Below are 23288 nucleotides of genomic sequence, written 5' to 3'. Positions count from 1 at the left end.
AACTTCAAAATCATGCTGCCTTTAGGGATTTCCCCCCCAAGTTGTAATAGAGGTAATTGGTACGAAGAATGATTACCAACAGAATTGGAATCAAGCTCGGATGAAGGGACTGCCATCCCAAAATCCAGAATACCACGGCTGCATCTGCCATAATCAGGGCAAAGAGAAGATATTTTCTTACCCACGGTTGAAGCTCTTTTCTGGTAAGTCCCCAGACCAAAGCTAAGTGTCCAGGGAAAGCCCATAGAATATTCCAGTTCCACTTGGTCGCAGAGTGGTCTGTAAGAAACCAAAGGAAGGCTACTACTATTCCCAATACTCCCAGAATGGAGAAAAGACCAAGGTCAAAGCCGATGAATAAGCGCTTCCTTTTATATCCAATAAATGTGATTAGGGTAAATAGGACAGCTACTCCCCAGAAAATGACATAAGGATTGAGAAAATCCATGGAAGACTCCTTTTCAGGATATTCCAAAATCACCCGGGACTCCCTCACCAAAGGCCGTGAAGGTCCATCCCCCTGAATGGTTGCCTTGGCAAAGGCGGCCTCCATGTAATCCGGCAAAAACTGCTCTTCCCGCTCAGTTGCATCCCGGTCTATCACCGAACCCAAAGCCAAGTCTATTCCAAGATCCGCCCAAGGAAGGGGATAAACGTATTCATCGATTAGGGTTCGAAAGGTTTTTTCCTCCACCTTGACTGAATCATCCCAAACCAGGGCATCTCCTATGGCAATCTCAAAAGCGTCCCGAATTTTGGTAGCACAGTTGTTAAAAAAGAAGTCGTATCGGTAGAATCTTCGGGCGGGATCGTACTGAGCCCAAAGGTGCTGAAGCAAATAATCAATCTGATCCGAACTCAAAGCCAAGACCTGTTCCCGGACATCCCGCTTGTAATAATCATATTCCAAAATGAAATCCGCGTAAGTAGTAACGCTGAGCATATAGTCCAGTTTGCCGGTAGCAAACTTTCCGTAAAAATTGGGGGTCTGAAAATCAAAGGTTCCAAAATTGAACACCAAATCCTGACCCTCGGAACCGATCTCCCTCACCCGGATGGCACTGTGGCCAAAACTCGAATAGAGCTGGTCCCCCGGTTCGCAAGTCAGTAGGCTGATTTCGTAAACTTGAGCTTTTGCCGGAGCTAACCCCATGAAAATCAGGAAAAAAAAGAGGTAAACTATTTTATTTTTAATTGCCATTTTTTAATTTCAACTACTTTTTAAATCAATTTTTTATGGTTGCTTTTTGCTGTAAAGCTCCCTTAAGGGAATTTTTTTTCTGCCGAATATACAGGTTATTCCTGGCAGTTGCAGAGGTGTGGATGATTCTGAATCCCGTCTTTTCTCAGGATCTCAATGCTTATAAAACCATTGCCAGCGGTGACTTTCCGAATGTGGGAATCTGGCAAATCTGGAATGGAAGTACTTGGAATCCCGCGACTGTCAAACCAAGTCTAGGCAATGATATTTATATCGATCAAACCCACACCTTGAGGCTGATTGGAAATGAACAGGTGAAGAGTGTATTTATTAATGCTGAAGCTGGAGCAGATGAGAAATTAAATCTAAATGGATTCAATTTAGATATTTATGGAACATTACAAGGGTTTGGAGGTTCCGCGCCTGGCACACCAAATCGTGCTTGGAATAGCACTAATTGGATAGGAAATTCAATTTCAAGTACCATAACTTTCAGAGGCAACTCGAGAACTATAATCCCATTAAACTCTTGGAGTGCTCAATCAGACAGAAGTCGCTATTCTGTCATTTTTGATCCTGGAACTAGCGCTGAGTTAATTGTAGAGGAGGCATTCAAGTCCCTCTCTTTCACCGTGAAATCCGGAACGGTCATCCAAAAGTTGGACAAAAGCGTCATTCCCAGTGATTGCCCTACTTTTTCCTTTAACACCGAAACCTCGGTATTTGGGGCGGGACCATTTGGCCAATTCGTCATTGAACCGGGAGCCACACTTATCTCCGACTGCAATTCGGACATCTTATTCAGATCCGGCACTGTAAGCGCGCTGAATTTTGATGTACAAAACGGAGGAACACTCATCTTGGAAGGAAATGCCCCACGAATTGAGGCTGCTAATTTCCAACTTAATGGAAAAATTATCTACCGTGGGGGAACAACTCCCAAATCCTACCTAGCCAGCTCTTTTTCAGACGCAGCCTCCCCACAGTCTGTCAGGGATGTTGAACTTCAGGGAAACCAAAATCTTAACCTTCCCAATCAATTGATCCTTTTGGGGAACCTTCAAAAAAGCGGTTCTGGAAATTTCATCACCACCAGTACCAGCCTGACTTTGATGGGTTCCCATGATCAGGAAATCCTGGGATTCCCACTGGCAGTGAGGGATTTGACTTTGAATAAAATGGGAGGGGTGTTTTATCCAAACGGTATACTGACAGTCCAACGGAATCTGACCTTGACTCAGGGAAGCGCGGATTTGGAAGGAAATGAACTTCGAATCAATACGGGAGGAAGTGGGTCTCTATCGTACACAGGAGGCAGTTGGAGAAATGTGGGTCTTTTTACTTACTTCAATATTCCGGGAACACTCTCAGGGAACAATTCAACTTTTCCTTTTGAAGATACCCAAAACGGAGGCATCCGAAAAGTCCAGCTTCTTGGGAATTCTGCTGGGGGAAATCTTTCCATTCAATTTACTGAATATGAAGGTGCCGAATACAACTCAGGATTTAACGATTCAGACGGGACCAAAATTCTCTATCGGCTGTTCAGTTATTTCCAATTTTCAAACATCAGCCCAAGTGCAAATCCTTTGGAACTTCGAATTTCGGCAGATAAGTTGATCGTAGACGATGAGGACGATCTTCGCATTGTCGGCACAGGCTATGCCAGCCCAGGAACTCACCTTCCTGGTTTGAACCCAGTGGACCTTTGGGCAAGAAGGAGCTTGACTTTTGCAGATTTACCGGGAAAAAACTTTACGGTGGGAAGTTATCGAACACTGACCATTTTGCCTGTTAGCTGGCTGGAAGTGAATTCGACCTCAACTTCAAAAGGAAATCTCATCAGTTGGAAAGTGGCTTGGGAAAGAAACAACATGGTTTTTGAAATCTACAGAAGCCAAAATCCGCTGGCCAACTGGGAGAAAGTAGGATTGGTGAATTCATCCGGAATCACCGATGCAATTCAGGATTATGAGTTTTTGGACACTTTGCATGATCGATTTAAGGACCATTATTATCGGATAAGACAGGTAGATTGGAGCGGAAGATATTCCTGGAGTGAAGTGACCAAGGTCCCCAAAACAAAGGACTTTGGTGTTGAGGAGTTAGTCATTTACCCAAATCCCTATGAGTCGGGAAAGCTCCACCTTTATATTCCAGATTATAGGGATGGCTCCTATGCGCAACTGAGCATTCAAGATGCTCAGGGAAAACTGGTTGATCGATCTGCTTACAATGAATCGAATCTTACCAGAGTGGTAGAGGATCTCGCTCCAGGCTTGCACTTTATCCATGTTAAAATGGAAAACCGGGTATTTATCGGAAAGCTAATTAGGAAATAGACCATTATTTTTTGGGCCGAAAGGCTCTTTTCCCTGATTTTCCTATCTTACTCCATTAACTTCAAACCCAAGCTATGACCTTTGTTTTTGTCCTTTTGAGCATTGCTATTCTGGTATTGCTGATCGTATGGGCCAAGCTAAATCCTTTTCTGGCCTTTCTCATTTCCTCCATAGCCGCCGGATTGATGCTTGGTCTCCCGGCAGATCTGGTAGCCAAGTCCATCCAAAAAGGCATGGGGGCCTTGCTCGGGGATTTGGTAATAGTAATTGTCACCGGGGCTATGTTAGGCAAACTGGTTGCCGAAAGCGGTGCTGCGCAGCGTATTGCAGGATTTCTGATGAAGATTTTCGGAGAAAAGTACATCACCTGGGCGATGTCATTCACCGGATTGATTGTGGGGATTCCACTCTTCTATAATGTGGGTTTTGTGCTTTTGGTGCCTTTGGCCTTTACTGTTTCGTACCAATACAAGCTCCCTGCAGTATATGTGGGAATTCCTTTGTTGGCGGCACTTTCGGTCACCCACGGTTTTTTGCCTCCCCATCCTTCTCCCGCAGCATTGGTCGCACAATTCGGTGCAAATATGGGATTGACATTGTTTTACGGGTTTTTGATAGCCATTCCGACAATCATCATTGCCGGGCCTCTCTTTGCTCCATTTCTTAAGAATATCAAATCCGAGCCGCTGAAAACCTTTCAGGCAGAACCCAAACCGGAAAGCGAACTTCCCAGCATTTTTAACAGCCTCTTCACTGCGCTTTTGCCCGTGATTCTCCTAATCGGAACCACAGCGCTGAGTCTTAACATTGCCAAGGAAGATCCACTCAGCCCTCTTATTACTTTTATCGCAGACCCCAGTGTCGTTATGCTGGTTTCTTTGCTTTATGCCACTTTTTCCCTTGGCATCAGCAGAAAAACTGAAATGGTCAAACTGATGGACACCTACACTGCAGCCACTAAGGATGTGTCGATGATTCTGTTGATTGTCGCAGGTGCCGGGGCACTGAAGCAGATTTTTACCGATACCGGAGTCAGTCAGACCATAGCTGAAAGTCTGAAAACTTGGGATATGCACCCGCTGGTTCTAGCCTGGTTGATTACTTCCGTGATCCGGGTCTGTGTTGGGTCCGCTACAGTTGCTGGATTAACCACAGCGGGAATCATTGCTCCGCTGGTGACGACCATGAATGTGGATCCGAATCTATTGGTTTTGTCTATCGGTGCAGGTAGTCTGATGTTTTCACATTTCAATGATGGGGGATTCTGGATGTACAAGGAATTTTTCAATGTGAGTATCAAGGACACGATCAAATCCTGGTCACTGATGGAGACGATTGTAGCGGTAGCGGGACTGATCGGAGTCCTCGTATTGGATCTTTTTGTCTAATTTCAATTCAAAATTTACCCGAATGGAAACACCTGAATTAAACTTTGAAAAGCTGGGCCTGACCCTGCCACCGGCCCCAAAGCCACTTGGAGTATACAAGCCATGTCTCATCGATGGAAAGTACCTTTACCTATCCGGGCATGGTACAGTGAAGCAAGATGGTAGTCTCATTATTGGAAGAATTGGAGTGGATTTGGATATTGATCAGGGAAAATTGGCCGCAAGACAAGTAGGGCTCGCGATGCTGGCTACCATCAAGGCAAATATCGGATCCCTGAATAAAATCAAGCGCGTAATCAAAGTCCTGGGCATGGTCAATTGCACTCCGGACTTTGAGCGACACCCTTTTGTTATCAATGGCTGCTCGGAATTATTTGCCAGCGTTTGGGGAGAGGAAAACGGAATTGGGGTTCGCTCAGCAGTAGGAATGGGCTCTCTTCCCGACAATATCCCAGTAGAAATTGAGGCGTTGTTTGAGCTTTATTAAAAAATCAAGGCTCAACCAAGGCCTTGTAAGAATCAAACAGGCCAAGCAAATCCCGGACATAGTTTACGGCTATGTGCCCTTTGGCATAGCCACTTTTGACTACAGGATCCCGATAATATTCGGGATCACTTTTTAAATTGAGGAAAAAAGCCACGTCTTTCCAGCTTTGGGTATTTCTCCCATACTTCATGGCAAGTCTCCAGGCGTCTTCCACGTGACCTTGTCCAATGTTGTAGGACGCCAGAATAAATCTGATTCGCTCATTGGTATCCGGCACTCGCTCTCTCCAAAATTTATCCAGGTATTGCAGGTATTTCACACCGCCTTTGAGGGACTGAACCGGATCATTGGGATTAGTCACCCCGAAACGTTCCAGGGTAACTGGCATCAGTTGGAGTAGCCCTTCCGCTCCCGCATAGGAAATCGCAGTAGTATCAAATCCTGATTCTTTATAGACCAAAGCTGCCAACAGTCTCCAATCCCAGCCTAGGTCTCCTGCACTTTCTTTGATGATATCGTCATAGACAGAAATCTTATTCCCAGCTAAGGAAGAATAGGGACTGTTGGTTCGATAGAAATTATTCCTGGAGCTTTGGAAATACTTTGAATACAAATCAGGAATTAGTCGCTTCTTCTTGTCGTCCAGCCAAGTGTTAAGTTCTTCCAACAGCTGAGGTGAATTTTGGCGTACTGCCCAGGCGACTTCTCCTTCTTCTGCTACTTTAAGAGAAGCATCCATCCCTTCATAATATGTGACATTTGCCTGCGCAATATTTTTATCAGCTACGGTCCACTTGATTTTCCGATCGGCTACCTGATCAATGAGCGTTTCTTCATGCTCTGGGGATTCAATGACTGCAAAATCAAGGTTGAGGGAATCCTGAATCCTTTCAAGCTGAGTTTTGTAGACTGTTCCCTTTCTTACAAATACTGTATCATTTCCGATTTCTTGCCAAGTGACAGGCTTTTCGATAGGCTTCATACCCACTATAACAGAACTCATGGAGCCTAAAGATCTGGAAAAAGCAACCCGCTTTGCACGCTCTTCATTTTGCTCCAGGTTCATAGCAATCAGGTCTACTTTACCCTCTTCCAATTGGTCAAAGGCACTTTCGATATCGGATACGACCACATACTCAACCTGGACTCCCAGTCTTTTCCCCAAATCTCTCAAAAGTTCATACTCATAGCCCATTCTTCGACCACGGTAGATGTAATAGCTGGTGGAGTTGTTGTCCACGGCAGCGCGGATTGTGCCGCGGACCTTTATTCCGTCCAAGTCCAGGACAAATGGTTCCTTGAAAACAAATCCGAGTTTATTCTCCAAAAAGGTACATTGTACTCCAAAAAGCAACAGCGCAATAACAGATAAGAATCGGATTAGTGTGTTTTTCATTCCTTCGGGAAAATCCCGGATGGTACTCCTGCCGACTTGGCAAACGCTATGCCAAAAGAAAAATAAAGCGATTCTTAAAAAAAGCAAATAAAAAACGGAAGCTTTTAAGGCTTCCGTTTTGGATCAATTTTCAGGCAGTTGAAATTCCTGCATACTATTTTCAAAGAAAATTTTACCACTCAGTCTCATGAGTTCAATTTCCTGTTCTTTAATCTGAAAAACAGAAGTTATAAGTCTGTTTTCTGCCGTCAGCAAATTTACCTGAGCATCCCGGAATTCAAGATAAGAGGCTATTCCCAACCTGAATCTTTCCAAGGCAATTTCTGTGTTTTCCCTAGCTACCGCGTAATTCATTTTCTCAATATTCAAGAGGCTGAGATTATTCTGATAGGTATTGTAAGCCCTAGCGATATCGGATTTTAATTGAATTTCATATTCATCCATGGCATAATCCTGAATTCGCTCCTGCGCTCTGGCACTCTGAATTCGTCGATTCAGTGTCAACCCGCTGAAAAGATTCACAGTTATGTTTCCACCGTAATTAAATCCTTGTCGTTGGTTTTGGATCAAAAATCCGGCGTCCGAATTTGCTGTATTGTTTACGTAACTTCCATTTAGATTCAAGATGGGCAGTCTTGAAGCCTGCAATTCTCTTCTTTGCAAAAAGGCCACATTCTTAAGTCTTTGATTGATCAAAAGAAGTTTGTTTTCCAAAAAAGCATTTTCCTGCAAGTCTTCCAGAGTAAGGATCTCCCCTACTGTAATGGTATCCTTTACCATAAATGCTTCATTTGGATCGGTCGCCATCAACTCATTGAGATTTACCCGAGCATTTTGGATAATCTGCTCCTGAGTCAAAAGCAAACTGGAGTCCGAATTGTAATCGACCTCAGCCGAAAGGAAATCCCTTTTCCCTGCACCTCCAAGCTCATATTGAGCTTTGGCAATATTCAATCGGGCTCGGCTTAGGGTCAGTGTTTCTTTCAAAACCTGGTATCTCTGCAATTCCAAAATAAGCCGGTAATACGCAGTGGAAATACCAGCTACGGTATTTTCAACAGATATTTTAGCTTCCAAATCACTGATCTCTGTCAATTGCCCCAATCGCTTCATGGTCACGACAGACTCCGGACGAAAGCCATAAATACCTACAATGTTGAAGTTCTCATTTCGGGATTTTGCATTGTCGATTTGCCGTGGAGCGGGGTCGTTCACAAATTTCTGAGTCACATCCTCCTGACTGAAAGACCGCAAATAGGTCGCATCAACCTGAGGCATAAACAAATCCCCCATTCCAATTTTTTCGTCAATTTCACGCTGTGTGACATTTTCGACTGAAATCTTGATCTGGAGGTTCTTTTCAAGACCAATTTGGATGGCTTTCTCAAGGTCGAGCGACTCTTGAGCAAACGCATTCAATCCGGTCAACAAGCAACCCCAAGTGATAAAAAAGGCTAATTTTTTCATTAAATTCTTGCTAAGCTTCCCTTTTTAGAAGTGAGATAGGTGTAAATGGCAGGGATAACAAACAGTGTCAAAATGGTCGCGAAGGTCAATCCTCCGATAACTGCTGCACCCATTGGAACTCTACTCTCCGCACCGGCACCAAGTGCCAAGGCAATCGGCAAAATACCAAGGATAGTAGACAAGCTTGTCATCAAAATAGGGCGGAATCGGGAAACTGCCGCTCCATAGATGGCTTCCTCCACAGACATACCCAGCGATTTCCGCTGGTTGGCAAATTCCACAATCAAGATCCCGTTTTTGGTCACCAAACCTATCAACATAATGATCCCAATCTGGCTGAAAATATTTAGGGTAAAACCGAAGGACCATAGTGTAGCCAAAGCTCCAAATATCGCAAGCGGAACAGTGAACATGATCGTCAATGGATCCATGAAGCTTTCAAACTGGGCGGCAAGAACCAAATAGATCAAGACCAGGGCGAAAATGAACGCAAACAACAAACTGTTTGAGCTTTCTCGGAATTCCTTGGAAGGACCAGCCACGTCTGTGGAATAAGACCCGTCCAATACTTCCTCTGCGATTCGATCCATCTCATCCAAACCAGCACCAATCGTATACCCCTCTGCCAGGTTAGCAGAAACGGTTGCACTAACGAAGCGGTTGTAACGATACAATTGTGGTGGTGTACTCTTTTCTACCACTTTGACCAAGTTGTCCAGCTGAACCAACTGACCATTTCCAGCCCTAACATAGAGCATTCTCAAGTTTACTGGTTCATTTCTGTCCTGCAGCCTCATTTCTCCAAGTACCTGATATTGCTTACCGTTCATAATGAAATAGGCAAAACGCTGGCCGGAATAGGAAAGCTGAAGGGTTCGGGCAATTTCCTGAACAGATACCCCCAGGTTTCTCGCTTTTTCCCGGTCGATTTCGATTTCAAGTTCAGGCTTGGTAAACTTCAGGTTGATATCTGTGAAGATGAATGCCGGGCTTTGACCTGCCTTCTCCATGAAGGCAGGGATCACCTCTTTTAGCTTTTCAAGTGTAGGTGCCTGGATCACATATTGAACCGGGAGGCCACCTCTGCGATCTCCCACTGAAGGAGGCTGCTGGGCAAAAGCTCTCACCGAAGTAACATTTTTCAACTTAGCGTTTATACTGTTGAAAATCTCTTGCTGGGTCCGTGTTCGCTGAGAAGCGTCGGTCAGATACAATCTGACAAATCCTGAGTTGGTATTTGCTGTACCAAATCCCGGAGAGGTAACAGTCGTGATCGAAATTCTTTCCTCTTGTGGGATGACTTCTGTTAATTCTTTGGAAAGATCCTCGATGACCTTGTCCATGTACCCAAACGTTGCTCCTTCGGGACCTGTAAGGTTCACCCTCAGTTCGCCACGGTCTTCGATCGGAACAAGCTCCGTTTGCAGTTGGTTGAAAAAGAAATAAATCCCTGCAATCATCACTAGAATAATCGGAAATGAAATCCACTTAACTTTCATGAATTGGGCAAGGGCTCTATCATACAGATCATTCAACCATACGAAAAAGGGCTCCGTGAATGTATAAATCGCGTTATGTTTTTGCCTGTTTTTCAACATTTTGGCACTCAACATTGGTGTCATTGTCAAGGCTACAAACGCTGAGATAATTACCGAACCAGCAACTACAATCCCGAATTCCCGGAAAAGTCGACCGGTGGTACCGGTCAAGAATATCACCGGAAGGAATACTGCAGCCAGGGCTACAGTGGTAGCAATTACCGCAAAGAAAATCTCCTCTGAACCTTCCTCAGCTGCTTTTTTGGGACTTTCCCCCTTTTCAATTCGTGCATATATGTTTTCCAATACCACGATGGCATCATCCACCACCAGACCGATGGAAAGTACGATACCAAGTAGGGTCAATACGTTGATGGAAAAATCCATCAGGTACATGATGAAGAACACCCCCACCAAGGAAATCGGAATTGTGACCACTGGAATGAAAGTGGTCCTCCAGTCTCTCAGGAAAATAAAAATGATCGCAACCACCAGGATAAATGCGGTGATAATGGTCTCTTCCACCTCAGCGATGGATTGCCGGATATAGCTTGTACTGTCAAAACCAATTTCCACGCCCACATCCGCGGGAAGGTCCTTCTTGATAAACTCAAGTCTGCGATAAAATTCGTCTGCGATCTCAATGTTATTAGAACCGGGGAGCGGGACCAAAACAACCGCCACCATGGGAACACCGTCTCTTCTCAGCAGTGTCTTTTCATTTAAGGCTGACAGTTCTGCCGTACCGATATCCTGAAATCGAACAATATTATTTTGATCTTCTTTGATGATCAGGTTATTGAATTCCTGAGGTGAACTCAACCTACTTTTTGTCCTCACCGAAAGCTCAATACTCTCTCCTTCGATCCTCCCTGAAGGCAATTCCACGTTCTCGCTTTGAACCTTTTGTAGAACGTCCAATGGAGTAATCCCATATGAAGCCATTCTCAAAGGGTCCATTCGGAGGCGTATGGCATACTGCTTTTCCCCCCAAATCTGAACCCTACTTACACCGGGAATGGTCTGCAACCTTTCTTTGAAAATATTGGTAGCGATATCCGTAAGTTCCAGCAGGTTCCTGTTTTCACTTTTCACATTAATTGCCACGATGGGCTGAGAATCCGCATCAGATTTAGATACTACCGGAGGTTCAGCATCGGGAGGTAAGTTTCGCTGTGCGCCAGCAACTTTGTCTCTCACGTCGTTGGCCGCCGCCTCCAAATCACCACCCACTTCAAATTCCACCGTGATGTTGCTTCGCCCGTCCGCACTTACTGAAGTTAGGGATTTGATCCCTTGTATACCATTGATCTGCTCTTCCAATGGCTCGGTGATTTGAGCCAAAATAACATCCGCATTGGCTCCCACGTAACTTGTGCTCACATTGATCACAGGAGGATCGACACTCGGATATTCTCGAATACCTAAAAATGAAATCCCTATTCCCCCAAAAAGGAGAATCACCAAGGACATCACGATGGCCAATACTGGCCTGTTGATACTGATTTGGGATAAACTAGCCATAGCTTAGTTGATTTGATTCGGTTTGATCGGCATTCCCTGCCTTACCTGCATTACACCTGTGGTGAGTACCAGGTCTCCTTCGTTCAATCCCGAAATGACCTGTACCTGAGACTCTGTTCGAGTTCCAATTTGAATCTGCCGCTCCTCTGCTTTGCCGTCTGCTCCTACAATGAAAACCTTATACCCGGAAAGTTCAGGAATTACGGCTTCTGCCGGCACCATCAGTGCACTTTCTGTCACTTCCAGAATAAAACGGATTTTCACAAACATCCCTGGAAGGAACCTGCCGCTCTTGTTGGGGCTTTGAGCTCTCAATTTCAAGGTTCGGGTAGCCAAGTCGATCTGAGGCTCAAAAGCATACACCGTGCCCTGAACCTCCTCTTTGGAATCTTCATTGGAGAAATAGATTGGGGATCCAACCTTCACCTGAGTGGCATACCGCTCCGGAATTGAAAATTCAATTTTTATAGGATCAATATTGACAACGCTGGTAATCACGTCATTTGTACCAATTACGCTACCCTCACTAATCATTCTCAATCCCAACATCCCATTGAAAGGAGCTCGAATCACTGTTTTTGAAAGTTGGGCCTCGACCAATTTGATATCTGCCAAGGCGGTGTTGAATTGATTCAGCGCGATATCATATTCCTCCTGAGAGATCGCCTCTCTGGCAAGCAACTGTTTTTGTCTGTTTTCCTGCGTTTCAAAAAGTTTCTGAGTGTATTGAAGTCGCTGATACTGCGCCTGAAGCTGATCATCATTCAAATAGATCAAAGGCGTCCCTTTTGTTACGTACTGCCCTTCTTTGAATGCAATCCTGCTTACCAAACCGGATATTTCAGATCTCAGATTTACAGATTCATTGGGAAGAATTGTGCCGGTAACCTGAAGCTGTGTTTGCAGCGTATCATTTTTAAGTTTGATGACATTGACAGGAAGGTCTTGCTGTGCTCCACCACCTCCTGGTCCGGCTGCGGCTGGCGCTGGTTCAGCCGTTTTGTTAACCAAACGAGGATAGAAAAATGCAATAGCTATGATTACAAGAATACCGATGATCAGAGCGATTTTTGTCTGTTTTTTCATTGAGAGGAAAAGGTCAGATTGGAGTTGGTTTTAATGAAGTTTGTTGAGAGTTGATTGAATAATTCCGGCTGTTCTACATTGACTACGTGCCCACATTTTTCAAGAATTTTCAACACTGAATTCCGATGTTGTGCAACCAGATTCTTGACCGGCTCCAGAAACATTACATCCTGGTCCCCCATTACATAGAGCGTTGGGATTCCCAAGTCTTTTTCTTTGAAGTACCTCAACAGGGGGTTAATATCCTTGGTCAGTTTGAACCAACGAATGAATTCCTTTTGGCAAAGTTTTTTGGCCTCTGTCACAAAAAGGTTTCTGGATTCAGCATGTTGCTTTCTTGGCATGATGATGAATGCAAACAGTCTGTAAAGCCACATGTAAGGAATAATCTTCTTGAAAGAATTTCCGAGAAAAACCAAAACACGGGATTGTAAAGTAAGCCTGGTAACGGCACCTGCCATGATTAAGGATTTGACCCGATGTGGTTCCAACTCGGCAAGTTGGCGGGCTAAAATTGTCCCAAGCGAAACGCCCATCAGATGAGCAGGAGGAGTCTTGAGATGATCCAAAACTTCTATGATGTCCTTTGTTACAGCCTGGAAAGTATACTCTTCATTCCAAATTGCCTTTGGCAAGTCAGTGGATTTACCATGGCCTCTTAAATCAATGAGCAGCAGGTTGAATTCTTTTTTAAAATCCTTCAACTGCTTGTACCAAACGGCTGATGAGCCTCCTGCTCCATGGATGAATACCACCCATTCGCTACTATTGGGATGTATATATTGCTTGAAATACAGCATAACAGTTTAGACAGGAGAATCAGTAAAAAGTTTACCGAATAGCAAAAATAAACCATATTTTGGCTAAGCCTTCACAAAAGATACTGGAGGCAAATCTTCGCTACCAAAGGAAAAAATAAGTGATACTTTTCCTATTCAATCCTAAATCCGGCTGAATTGCTTTTTTTCACAACTTTATAATTTCCAGCCCACTGTTGTTTGAAAAATATAATCCACTGTTGAAGCTCCTTCTGTTGGCTGATTATCGAAGTTGACCGTTGTACCTATTTTGAAATACAGATCAAACTTCAACTCGTAGCGAAAATCAAACTTAAAGTCAGTTCTCCATCGGCCTTTTTCGGTCAAACTTGGGTAGGCTACAAGGGTAGACAAAAGGTCTAAATCTCCGATGTCAAAAATATTGTATTGGGCTCCCAAAAAAGCTTCCCCGGATTGAGTAGTAGACTCCTCCCCAGTGAATTTTTCGTTGTTAAAGTTGACTCCGGTGGAAAAACCAAGGTAGGTTTTATTGGTATGTACTAAGTATTTTCCCACACCAACCATGTTTGAGGTTCTTAAATCAATCAACTGCTCCGTGTTGGTCAGCGTGTTCAGGTAATAAAGCAAGTACCAATCCTTTTGCAGGAAGTAATTATACTGGGTACCGAATTCTGTTCGATTAATTGGGTCAGTGTCATTCTGGTTAGATTTCAGGTTGTTGAAAGTCATATTGACCTTCCATCGATCCGCCAAATATCCGAGAGCAGTATTGAATGTAAACTGCCGGAAATCATTGGCCTTGGTAAGATTTGTTCCAATGTCAAAATTGAAGGAAAGCCTACTCCAAAACCCTTCATCCAAAGCTTTGAGATAGACAAGTTGAGGCTTTGTAATCTCTACCCTATCCCCTGCAGGTTTTTCAATATTCTCGGTTTTTGCCGAAAACTTGATTACCGTGTAAGGCATATAGGTGTCAATTTCCACAATAGTGTCATTGAGGCTTCGGATTCTACCATTGTATCTTCTCCCGTCAGAAAGAGTGATCAGGTAATTGGTTTTTGAATATACCCTCTTGATGCCGTTCCATTTAATTTTAAAATCCACATCCGAATAATCCGTTTCAATGGCCAGGATGTTTTTATCCATGCTCTTTATCTCGCCGATAATCAGGTCGTTATTATTAAGAATCAAGGTGTCTGTTTGTGAAAAAGCCCAAACAGAACTAAGCATAAACAGAAAAATGAGTTGGATTTTCTTCATTTCCTTTGGATAAACTGGGGGGCGGTTTTTTTTGAAAAATACAAAAAAAGGCGCCCCAAAAATCGGAGCGCCTTCACTATGTGTTAAAATTGGCTTAATTGAAAATGTATCTCAAGCCAAACTGCATTCTCCAAACGTCAGACACACCGGCTGTCGGTCTGTAAGTTTCTGTAATCAGATTGGCACCGAAGTTTCTAAGTCTATACTGAGAAACTCCCTGAGCATTTGCAGGTCCACCTTGGTTGTTTGCTGGGATAACCAATGGCTGAGTGGAGTTGAAGGTTTGACCCAAGCCCCAATCCTGATTGATCAGGTTGCCTACGTTAAGAATATCCAAACGGAACTCCAATGTATTTCGCTTTCCGTTGATGTTGGTAAACAACTGCTGAGCAAAAGAGAAGTCCGCACGGCTTACCATTGGCATGATTACCGCACCTCTTTCGGCATAATTACCTCTGTTTTCTCTGAGGTATTCGTCCTGCTGAATGTATGCTTCCCAAGCCTCTGCTTGCTGCTGTGAAGTAAAGGTTACCGGCTGACCAGACACTGTTACGGTGTATTGCTGGAAATTCATTTCACTTGTGTTTTTGTGGATATAAATCAAATCGTTGGCTGTTCCACCGTCACCGTTCATGTCACCACCGAATACATAGCTAGCATTACCGATAGTTCTGGATTCCCAGAAGAGCGATACGGAAGTATTTCCAAACTTGAAGATATCCTTGGTATAACTCACCACACCAAATACTCTGTGACCCAAATTATTGGAAGAGAAGCCAAGACCGGGGTTATTAGGGTTTTCGGAAATCGCATTTCCAAACCAAGTTCCCGCAGCAATTGATCCTGGATCCACGGTGTTTTTGGACTCACCGTAGCTGTAAGCTGCTTTCGCATACAGGCCATTTGCAAATGGTTTTTCCAAAGAGAATGAAGCTACCCAAGAGTTACCAACTGCTTGATTTGACAAAACAATAGCGTTTGGAATATTGCTATTTATTCTGTTTGAGGTCCATCTAGCTCTATCGTCTGGTCCTGAGAATCTTGTTTGCTGAACTGGGAGGTTACCATTGTAATAGGCTACTCCATTGACATCAGCACTGTAGATAAATTCACCTGTGGCTACAAGTCCACCTGGCAATTGCTGATCGATACCAATGTTGGATCTCCATACCTGAGGAAATTTGAAGTTGGATTCTGTCAAAGCCAATTCGTAAGAAGAAGCTGGTTTCCCGGTTACTTCGGTAGGCTTGTAGGTGTCAGGATTTGGATTGAATGGACGGGTGGTGGTGTTATCCAACTGGGCAAAACCTGTCAAAATACCGTTGTTACCTACTTGGTTGGAAATCCATACATAAGCAGGTCTACCGGTAAATATACCCGTACCACCTCTTACTTGAGTCTTCTGGTTGCTGAATACATCCCAGTTAAAACCAACTCTTGGGGACCATAAAATATTAGGCTCTGGAAGTTGATCCGTTCTGAATTGAACATAAGCACTTTCTGGATTTCTGAAGTATAATTTTTCAACATCCGTATTTCTAAGGGCTGTTTCTCCAAAGATTGGTACATCAAGTCGAAGACCAAAGGTGGTTTTCAAATTGCTTCTGAGTTGGATCTCATCCTGAGCAAAGAAACCTACATAATCCACCTCCAGAGGTTGAACTGGCTTTTCTGAACCTGGAATATTATTCCATCTTACTTGGAATCTTCTTTGGGTTACACCTGAAGGAACAGTATTTCCATTTTGCAAGAAGTTGTTCGCGTCCTTGTAAAAATCATCAAGGGAGTTATACACGTATACTGACTGAGAACCTGGGAAAAACACGTTTTCAGACTCATATCTTTCGTAGCTGAAACCACCTGTAAAGGTGTGTTTTCCTGCAAAGATTTGGAAGTTATCCTGAATCTGGAAAGTCTTATATCTCAATTCGTTGTTTGGAGTGAATGGTTCAAAACCAAATGACATATAGGTCGCACCATTATTCAAAATGTCAACCATCGGGAAAAACTCTCCTTTGTATCCACGGCTTTCATCCTGATAGGTATATCCTATGATCAGGTTATTGGTCATGTTGTCTTTTACTCGGGTATTCAATTCACCTACGATTGAGCGGATGTTTTCCAGGATGCTGTAATCTGAATTCTGGAAGCTCATCGATTCCGGTCTCAAGTTTCTGTTACCAAAACCCAGTGAAGAAGAGTTGGACATCAAGACATCAGTAGAAGAATCCAAGTGGTTGTATCTTATGCTGAGTTTATTCTTGTCATTGATGTTGTAATCCAGTTTTACCAGAAATTTGGTTCCCACTGTTTCGTTGTCATAATCCTGATAAGGACCTGTTTCATAATCGAAATTATCCCTTAGGAAGGTACTCATTGCATCCAGGTCAGATGCCAAAACCCGGGTCACATTACCTTGGATAGGCTCGCTTCCGTTGTTTGCTCTCCAGGTGGTACCAGGACGTGCCTCAGACTCATCTTCAAATGAAGCGAAGAAGAACAACTTGTCTTTGATAATTGGGCCTCCAAGACGGAAACCAACTTGGTTATAACTAAAGTCACCAGGATTGAAGGTGTTTTCTCCAGCCTTGGTACCTACGTTGTTGTTATTTCTCCAGAAATAGTAAGCAGAACCTGAGAATTCGTTTGTTCCGCTTCGGGTAACTGTATTTACACCTGCACCCGTGAAGTTACCTTGTCTTACATCGTAAGGTGCAACGTTTACAGAGATTTGTTCAATTGCGTCAAGAGATATAGGGGATACACCGGTTCTACCTCCTGGATTGCTTCCACTTCCCAATCCGAATGAGTTATTGAAATAAGAACCATCCACAGTAATGTTGTTCAATCTTGAATCCTGACCTGCAAAAGACTGACCGTTTGATTGTGGAGTAAGTCTGGTGAAATCATTGATACTTCTTGAAATAGTGGGAAGCTTGCTCAATGCCCGGTTATCAATGGAAGTACTAGCTCCAGTTCTTTCATTGGAAAAAAGGTTGTTTGGACTAGCAGTTACAACCACTTCAGATAGTTCCTGTCCATCTTCAGCAAGAGTTACATTTACGTTAGAAAACACGCCCAAGGAGAGGACGATACCTTCAACGTCCTGAGTTGAATATCCGATGAATGAAACAGAAAGTCTGTAAGGACCGCCTACACGCATACCTGGGATGGAATATTTTCCGTCCACATTAGACACCGCACCATATCGGGTTCCGGATGGTAAGTGCGTTGCAACCACGTTCGCTCCGGGAAGCGGTTGACCGTTTGCTTCTGTCACCACCCCGGAAATACCGGAAGTCGTCACGCCCTGTGACCATGCTATACCTGTGCTAAGCACAAGTAACATCATCGCCAGCAAGTTCTTCAGTAAATTTTGCCTCATAATGTTTTGTTTTGGAAAGTTGGTTTTGATTGAAAATCCCTGCAAAGGTAAGTTGGGCCACCTGTTATTTAGGGTAGTTAACATTAATTTTTGCAACGCAAATTTCACATTTTTTAACGAAAGCTTAACACCCCTTCTTAAACAATTTTTCTGTTTTTTCAGAGTTGAGTATTCATTTTTTGAAGCCACTTTGAAAAAAAAAGGAGAAAAATAACGGATCTTCAATCCTCACAGCCCCAATTTTGAAAAAGGATGAAAACTCTAAAATCGAATTCAACTCTTGCGTAAGTCTCATTACGCAGATAATTCAATTATATTTAGCATTAAACACAGAATAATATTCCATTGAGAGATAAGAACATCATCTGGCTTTATTTGTTTTTGATTGCCACTTTGGCGGACCTTGCATTCGTAATTGAAGGCAATTCTGATTACCGATTTTTTTCAAAACCCCTGATTCTTTTGGGGTTAATTCTCTATTTCTACCGGATTACCAAGCCTATTGCTTCCACTCTCTTGACTAAATCGATCCTGGGAGCTTTGATATTTTCTTGGATCGGTGATATCCTATTGATGTGGAATCACCTGTTTGTTTATGGATTGGGAGCTTTTCTTATGGCTCATGTCTGCTACATCATCGGGTTTAAAATTGCACAACAAAGTCCGGTAAGAATTGAACGTGTGGACTTTGTAAAGGCCTTTTTCTTCAATCTCCCGATTTACCTTACTGCAGCCTTTACGTTTTACCTCATCAATCCCAATTTGGGAAATATGAAGATCCCCGTGATCATCTACATCATTGTAATAGTGAGCATGGTGGTTACTGCAAGGGAGCGGTTCAAAAAATGTAATCCTGCCTCTTTTTGGCAAGTATTTATAGGCGCAATTCTGTTTTTTATTTCAGACGGAGCAATTGCCATCAGCAGATTTTTCATGGAATTCCCCGAGTCAGGAATCCTGGTCATGGGAACCTATGCCACTGCGCAACTTCTGATAGTGATGGGAATCAGATCCTATCTGATAAACCACAACTAAAAAAGAGGCCGAAGCCTCTTTCTTTTATTTTCTCAAACTTACCCGAATCGAGAGTTCTTCCAACTGCTCGTCTGCGATAGTGCTTGGAGAATCGATCATCACATCTCGGCCGGAATTGTTTTTTGGGAAAGCGATGTAATCCCGGATGGAATCAGATCCTCCGAAAATCGCGCAAAGTCGGTCAAATCCGAAAGCAATTCCTCCATGTGGTGGGGCTCCGTATTCAAATGCCTCCATCAGGAACCCGAACTGCTTTTGAGCCTCTTCGTCAGTAAAGCCCAAATGCTTAAACATCAATTGCTGCGTAGCTCGGTCATGGATACGAATGGAACCACCGCCGACTTCAACTCCGTTGATGACGAGGTCATAAGCATTGGCGCGTACTTCTCCCGGATTGGTTTCCAACAATGGAATATCCTCTCGTTTTGGCGATGTAAACGGATGGTGCATGGCATGGAAGCGCTTGGTTTCCTCATCCCATTCCAAAAGCGGAAAATCAACCACCCAAAGTGGCTTGAATACATTTCGGTCACGAAGCCCTAGGTCTTCCCCCATTTTTAATCTCAACTCAGATAGCTGCTTGCGGGTAGATTTAGCCTCACCGCTGAGTACCAACATCAGATCGCCCGGCTGAGCACCAAAGGCCTCGGCCCAGGTTTTCAGGTCTTCCGATGAATAGAATTTATCCACACTGGACTTCAGTGTTCCGTCAGAGTTGTATCTCAGGTACACCAATCCCTTAGCTCCGATTTGTGGTCTTTTCACCCAATCAGTCAGCTCATCAAGCTGCTTTCTGGTGTATTCTGCAGCTCCTTTTGCACATATCCCCACAACTAATTCTGCCTGATCGAAAATCGCAAAGCCTTTTCCCTTTGCCAGGTGATCCAGCTCGACGAATTTCATATCGAATCTCAAATCCGGCTTGTCGTTTCCATAGCCTTTCATGGCATCAGCGAACGTCATGTGCTCAACGTATCCGAGGTCGATTCCTTTTACGGAAGAAAAAAGATGTTTTACCAAGCCTTCGAAAGTTCTCAGGATATCTTCCTGAGTTACAAAAGCCATTTCACAGTCGATCTGAGTAAACTCCGGCTGACGGTCCGCACGAAGGTCCTCGTCACGGAAGCACTTTACTATCTGGAAATACCGGTCAAATCCGGAAACCATGAGTAATTGCTTGAAAGTCTGCGGGGATTGAGGCAAGGCATAAAACTCCCCAGGATTCACTCGGCTAGGAACCACAAAGTCACGGGCACCTTCCGGTGTGGACTTGATCAATACCGGAGTTTCCACTTCGATGAAATTTTGCCCATCCATGTACTTACGGGTCTCCTGCATCATGCGGTGACGAAGTTGAAGTTTCTCCCGGATGACATTCCTTCTGAGATCGAGGTATCGATATTTCATTCTCAACTCATCACCCCCGTCTGTTTCATCTTCAATAATAAAGGGAGGAACTTTGGCTGGATTAAGGACTTCCAATTGACCAACTTTGATTTCGATATCACCAGTCGGCATTTTATCATTCTTGGATGTTCGCTCGATGACCTTCCCACTCGCCTGCACCACAAACTCCCTTCCGAGCTGGGCAGCTTTTTCAAGTAGCGCTTTATCAGTAGATCCTTCTTCGAAAATCAATTGAGTGACACCATATCGATCACGGAGATCTACCCAGATCAATCCCCCTTTATTCCGCACGCGCTGTACCCAGCCGGCAAGAGTTACATCCTGATTTACGTGATCGATGCGCAATTCGCCACAAGTATGAGTTCTCAACATTTTACTACATTGATTTTTTTGGGAGGTCAAAGATAAATATTTGCGTCAGAGATCACCACGTGTCTTTTGAAGATTCGCAACAAAAGGAAGATTTTACCTGATCGATCATGAATTTTTCTGAGAAAATTTTAAAAAGTTATAAATCAGTTCTTTTGACCTTTTCTTTTACTTTCTGCAACATTGCGGCATGAAAATTGGCAATCGGGAGACGTCATTGGGCATTTCGTTTGGAAAAAAGCCCTGATTTCCCTTGATTGGGGATTAATTCGAATTCATCCTAAAATCTGATTGATTAATGAACAAGAAATGGATAGGCATGGCTGCTCTTTTTATCGCCCTTGGAGCTGCCGCCGTTTTCCAAATCGATAGCTATCGAAGGAATTCAATTGAAGCGGATACGATCGTTGCAGACAGTGCAGCCTTAGCCAAGGAAAAAGAGGTTTTCCTCTATGGCATCAATGTCACCGGACTCAATATCGTGGAGGGGACAGTCAGTAAAAACCAAACCCTGGCATCGATTCTTTCCCCTTTCAATGTTCCCTATCAAATCATTGATGAACTCGCCAAAAAATCCAAGGAAGTATTTGATGTAAGGTGGATTGCCGCCAACAAAAAGTTTACAATCCTCACCCCTTCTGATTCATCACAGGCCCAATTTTTCATCTACGAACCCAATCCAGCCGAATACGTGGTGTTCAACTTGGACTCCATGGAGATTTACAAAGCTGAAAAGCCAGCAATAATCAAGAAAAGAGAAGTAGGAGGTGTCATTGAAACCTCGCTTTACGTGGATATGGTAAAGCAGGGAATTTCACCAGAAATTATTGACCAGTTTGCTGATTTGTACGGTTGGTCAGTGGACTTTCAAAAATTGCAAAAAGGTGATTTATTCAAAGTCGTATTCGAAGAAAAGGTTATCGAGGAAACAGTAGTCAGTGTTTCGGAAATCGAACTTGCCTATTTCGAACACATGGGACAGCCTTATCATGCGATCCCTTTTGAACAAAACGGTCAGGTTTCATTTTTTGACCAAAATGGAAACAGCTTCAAAAAGGCTTTTCTCAGAGATCCGCTCAAATACACTCGAATCAGCTCACGATATAATTTGAACCGATTCCATCCAGTTCAGAAACGATACAAAGCACATTTAGGAACTGATTATGCCGCTCCAACAGGAACTGAAATCCGATCTGTAGGCGACGGCACAGTAGTCGAAGCAAAATATAGTTCAGCCAACGGGAATTATGTAAAAATCAAACACAACGGGACTTATACCACCCAATACTTGCACATGTCCAAGATCGGGAAAGGCGTAAAAGCAGGTACCCGAGTAAAACAAGGCCAGGTCATTGGTTACGTTGGTAGTACGGGATTGGCGACAGGCCCTCACCTTTGTTTCAGATTCTGGAAAAACGGCAAACAGGAAGACTGGTTGAAGGAGAAAATTCCACCATCTGAGCCTATTTTGGAAGCTAATAAAGTAGCTTTTAATGCCAAAAAGGAAGTAGCGATGAAGCTATTGGCTGAGATCAGCACCTCCGGTGAGCAAAAGCTATTAGCGGCAAAACCAACCACAGACTCCAAATCTTCCGAGTAAATTCTTTATCTCTTATTTTTTACCTTAACCAAAAAGGTGGATTTGATCGATTAAATTTCGCTCAAATCCACCTTTTGATTTTATGGAGCAAGAAAATTCAATCCGTATCAATAAGTACCTCAGCGAGGTTGGCTTTTGCTCCAGAAGAGCTGCTGATCAACTGTTGGAGCAAAAAAGGATTACCATCAATGGAAAATTACCTGAATTGGGCACCAAGGTATTCCCGGAAGATGAAGTACGGGTAGACGGAGAGTTAGTTGGGAAACCCAAAAAAAGGCATACCTACATTGCATTTCATAAGCCGGTGGGCATTGTATCCACTACGGATACAAAAGGAGAAAAAAATAACATCATTGATTTCATAGGGCATCCAGAGCGGATATTCCCGATCGGCAGATTGGATAAAGACAGCGAAGGCCTGATTTTGTTGACCAGCGAAGGGGATATTGTAAATAAAATCCTACGGTCAAAAAACAATCATGAAAAAGAATACATCGTAACTGTTGACCGGCCGATTGATGATAATTTTATTAGAAGAATGTCATCCGGGATTCCAATTTTGGGTACTGTTACAGACCGATGCAAAGTAGAATTGATCAGTAGATTTAAGTTTAGGATCATCCTTACGCAGGGCCTTAACAGACAAATTCGGAGGATGTGCGAATACCTCGGATACACCGTGAAACAGCTCAAGCGCATCCGTATTATGAATATCCATTTGGACATTCCTGTCGGAAAATGGCGGGATTTAAGCGAGAAGGAAATGGCGGAACTTAACTCTTTAATTGCCGACTCCTCCAAGACGTTTTAGAAACAAAAACTCAGGAATAAAAGCGAAAAGACCTCTCTAAACTTGGGAGGTCTTTCGAATTTATTGAGCAGACTTAAGTTTTGGTCTTATCTGAATTACATCGTATCGACTTTTTTCTGTCTTCCGGTGTAGCCGTAGGAGGACTTGCCCACTCTGAGTTCCGTTCTTCTGTTGAGCTGGTGCATCGCAGGGGTACAGGTCACCTCGTTGCAG

General features: G+C 43.5%; 15 protein-coding genes. 6 read left to right on the top strand and 9 right to left on the bottom strand.

The window, feature by feature from the left end:
* Positions 1 to 10: 10 nt before the first annotated feature.
* On the bottom strand, positions 11 to 1201 hold the full coding sequence (locus D0X99_RS07235; protein ID WP_119477015.1) for a lipoprotein N-acyltransferase Lnb domain-containing protein: 1191 nt from the start codon (positions 1199 to 1201) through the stop codon (positions 11 to 13).
* A 122-nt stretch (positions 1202 to 1323) separates the two neighbouring features.
* Between D0X99_RS07235 and D0X99_RS07230 the strand changes: the two genes are divergently transcribed.
* The 3 genes from D0X99_RS07230 to D0X99_RS07220 all read left to right on the top strand — a co-directional run bounded on the left by D0X99_RS07230 (position 1324) and on the right by D0X99_RS07220 (position 5418).
* On the top strand, positions 1324 to 3543 hold the full coding sequence (locus tag D0X99_RS07230; protein WP_158587685.1) for a T9SS type A sorting domain-containing protein: 2220 nt from the start codon (positions 1324 to 1326) through the stop codon (positions 3541 to 3543).
* A gap of 74 nt (positions 3544 to 3617) precedes the next feature.
* A complete protein-coding gene (locus D0X99_RS07225) occupies positions 3618 to 4931 on the top strand; it encodes a gluconate:H+ symporter (RefSeq protein WP_119477013.1) in 1314 nt (437 codons plus the stop codon).
* Between the two features lie 22 nt (positions 4932 to 4953).
* Positions 4954 to 5418 (top strand): RidA family protein, encoded by a 465-nt coding sequence (locus D0X99_RS07220; protein WP_119477012.1) that lies wholly within the window; start codon positions 4954 to 4956, stop codon positions 5416 to 5418.
* A 4-nt stretch (positions 5419 to 5422) separates the two neighbouring features.
* On the opposite strand, the gene D0X99_RS07215 is transcribed toward D0X99_RS07220, so the two are convergent.
* The 7 genes from D0X99_RS07215 to D0X99_RS07185 all read right to left on the bottom strand — a co-directional run bounded on the left by D0X99_RS07215 (position 5423) and on the right by D0X99_RS07185 (position 17853).
* Positions 5423 to 6814, bottom strand: coding sequence for an MltF family protein (locus D0X99_RS07215; RefSeq protein ID WP_119477011.1), 1392 nt, complete (start codon positions 6812 to 6814; stop codon positions 5423 to 5425).
* A 123-nt stretch (positions 6815 to 6937) separates the two neighbouring features.
* The gene (locus D0X99_RS07210) at positions 6938 to 8281 is read right to left on the bottom strand and encodes a TolC family protein (protein WP_119477010.1); all 1344 of its coding nucleotides are present in this window, start codon (positions 8279 to 8281) and stop codon (positions 6938 to 6940) included.
* Positions 8281 to 11343, bottom strand: a complete 3063-nt coding sequence (locus D0X99_RS07205; RefSeq protein ID WP_119477009.1) for an efflux RND transporter permease subunit — start codon at positions 11341 to 11343, stop codon at positions 8281 to 8283. Before D0X99_RS07205 ends, D0X99_RS07210 begins: the two co-directional genes overlap by 1 nt.
* A gap of 3 nt (positions 11344 to 11346) precedes the next feature.
* Positions 11347 to 12429, bottom strand: a complete 1083-nt coding sequence (locus D0X99_RS07200) for an efflux RND transporter periplasmic adaptor subunit (protein WP_119477008.1) — start codon at positions 12427 to 12429, stop codon at positions 11347 to 11349.
* A complete protein-coding gene (locus D0X99_RS07195) occupies positions 12426 to 13229 on the bottom strand; it encodes an alpha/beta fold hydrolase (protein ID WP_119477007.1) in 804 nt (267 codons plus the stop codon). The genes D0X99_RS07200 and D0X99_RS07195 overlap by 4 nt, the downstream gene beginning before the upstream one ends.
* Positions 13230 to 13403: 174 nt before the next feature.
* A complete protein-coding gene (locus D0X99_RS07190) occupies positions 13404 to 14468 on the bottom strand; it encodes a DUF481 domain-containing protein (RefSeq protein WP_119477006.1) in 1065 nt (354 codons plus the stop codon).
* A 94-nt stretch (positions 14469 to 14562) separates the two neighbouring features.
* Positions 14563 to 17853 (bottom strand): TonB-dependent receptor, encoded by a 3291-nt coding sequence (locus D0X99_RS07185; RefSeq protein ID WP_119477005.1) that lies wholly within the window; start codon positions 17851 to 17853, stop codon positions 14563 to 14565.
* A gap of 345 nt (positions 17854 to 18198) precedes the next feature.
* Here D0X99_RS07185 and D0X99_RS07175 point away from each other — a divergent pair, with 345 nt between their 5' ends.
* Positions 18199 to 18888: a lysoplasmalogenase gene (locus tag D0X99_RS07175; protein WP_119477003.1), complete on the top strand. Its 690-nt coding sequence runs from the start codon at positions 18199 to 18201 to the stop codon at positions 18886 to 18888.
* Between the two features lie 24 nt (positions 18889 to 18912).
* Here the strand turns inward: D0X99_RS07175 and aspS are convergent, their stop codons facing one another.
* On the bottom strand, positions 18913 to 20667 hold the full coding sequence (aspS, locus tag D0X99_RS07170; RefSeq protein WP_119477002.1) for an aspartate--tRNA ligase: 1755 nt from the start codon (positions 20665 to 20667) through the stop codon (positions 18913 to 18915).
* A 295-nt stretch (positions 20668 to 20962) separates the two neighbouring features.
* Between aspS and D0X99_RS07165 the strand changes: the two genes are divergently transcribed.
* Positions 20963 to 22264 (top strand): peptidoglycan DD-metalloendopeptidase family protein, encoded by a 1302-nt coding sequence (locus D0X99_RS07165; RefSeq protein WP_119477001.1) that lies wholly within the window; start codon positions 20963 to 20965, stop codon positions 22262 to 22264.
* Between the two features lie 82 nt (positions 22265 to 22346).
* The gene (rluF, locus tag D0X99_RS07160) at positions 22347 to 23075 is read left to right on the top strand and encodes a 23S rRNA pseudouridine(2604) synthase RluF (protein ID WP_119477000.1); all 729 of its coding nucleotides are present in this window, start codon (positions 22347 to 22349) and stop codon (positions 23073 to 23075) included.
* Positions 23076 to 23288: the final 213 nt, after the last annotated feature.

Source organism: Algoriphagus lacus (assembly GCF_003583985.1).
In the GTDB taxonomy this organism is placed as follows: Bacteria; Bacteroidota; Bacteroidia; order Cytophagales; family Cyclobacteriaceae; genus Algoriphagus; species Algoriphagus lacus.
The sequence above is the reverse complement of the archived record's forward strand: the minus strand, read 5'-3'. Positions and strand labels throughout refer to the sequence as shown.